Raw genomic sequence first — 872 nt, 5'->3', positions numbered from 1 at the left:
CACTAAAGAACAATGGCTGCAACGAATCGAAGCCTGGCATGACTCCGGGCTGAGCCAAAAGGCCTGGTGCCGACAAAATGGCGTCAGGCCATCACAGTTTGGTTATTGGAAAAAGAAACTGTGGACCGGGAACACGCCTGCTTCATCATCAAATACCCGTACAGCCTTTGCACCTGTGTTACTGGCTCAGCGTCAGGACCAAGCTGGCCAGGCATCCTCAGTCTTGACAGTCTCTCTGCCTAATGGTCTTAGTATTTCTGGTATTGACCACCAAAATCTGGCCCTGGCTGGGCAATTGATCGGGTTACTTCAATGAATCAACCTGTCATGCGCCCGTCGTCCACTTTGCCTGAGGTCTACCTTTACCGGGATCCCATCGATTTTCGAAAATCCTTCAAGGGACTGGCGGTCCTGGTCGAGCAGGAGCTTGGGCACAACCCTTTTGACGGTCATCTCTATGCCTTCACTAATCGCCATCGTAATAAAATCAAATGCCTGTTCTGGGAAGACAATGGCTTTGTGCTTTATTACAAGAGTCTGGCAGATGACAAATTCCACTGGCCAAAACCCGATGACGAACTGGTGACCTTAACCGGACAGCAGCTCAATTGGTTGCTGGATGGCTACAATCTTAATGCCATGAAACCCCATAAAAAAAGGCATTATGATAGCTGTTTTTAGTCTGAAAACTCAGGCAGTTATGGTAAAATGACGGCCATGAAATCACTCATTGATACCGTCATTCACCAGCCAAAATCCGCCTTGAGTTTACTGGGCGGAAATGCTGGAACCGCTCTGGACCTGGAGGCCTTGTTTGAGGCCATCCAGACCATCGACGGTGTCATTCTTGAAAAAGACAATGCCCTTCTTGA

The 872-nt window shown here is 48.7% G+C and carries 2 protein-coding genes; both read left to right on the top strand.

Going from position 1 to position 872, the window contains the following annotated elements:
• On the top strand, positions 1 to 316 hold a 316-nt coding region (gene tnpA / locus J7439_RS25630), incomplete at its 5' end, for an IS66 family insertion sequence element accessory protein TnpA (protein WP_209204887.1).
• Positions 313 to 681, top strand: coding sequence for an IS66 family insertion sequence element accessory protein TnpB (gene tnpB, locus J7439_RS25625; RefSeq protein WP_209204886.1), 369 nt, complete (start codon positions 313 to 315; stop codon positions 679 to 681). The genes tnpA and tnpB, both read left to right, overlap by 4 nt.
• Positions 682 to 872 lie beyond the last annotated feature (191 nt).

The sequence above is a fragment of the Salinisphaera sp. G21_0 genome (assembly GCF_017744115.1).
Classification (GTDB): Bacteria; Pseudomonadota; Gammaproteobacteria; order Pseudomonadales; family Endozoicomonadaceae; genus Endozoicomonas.
The sequence above is the reverse complement of the archived record's forward strand: the minus strand, read 5'-3'. Positions and strand labels throughout refer to the sequence as shown.

Bases quoted from the DNA above. Each gene is read 5' to 3' on its own strand.
- tnpB (WP_209204886.1), top strand. From the start codon at position 313: ATGAATCAACCTGTCATGCGCCCGTCGTCCACTTTGCCTGAGGTCTAC.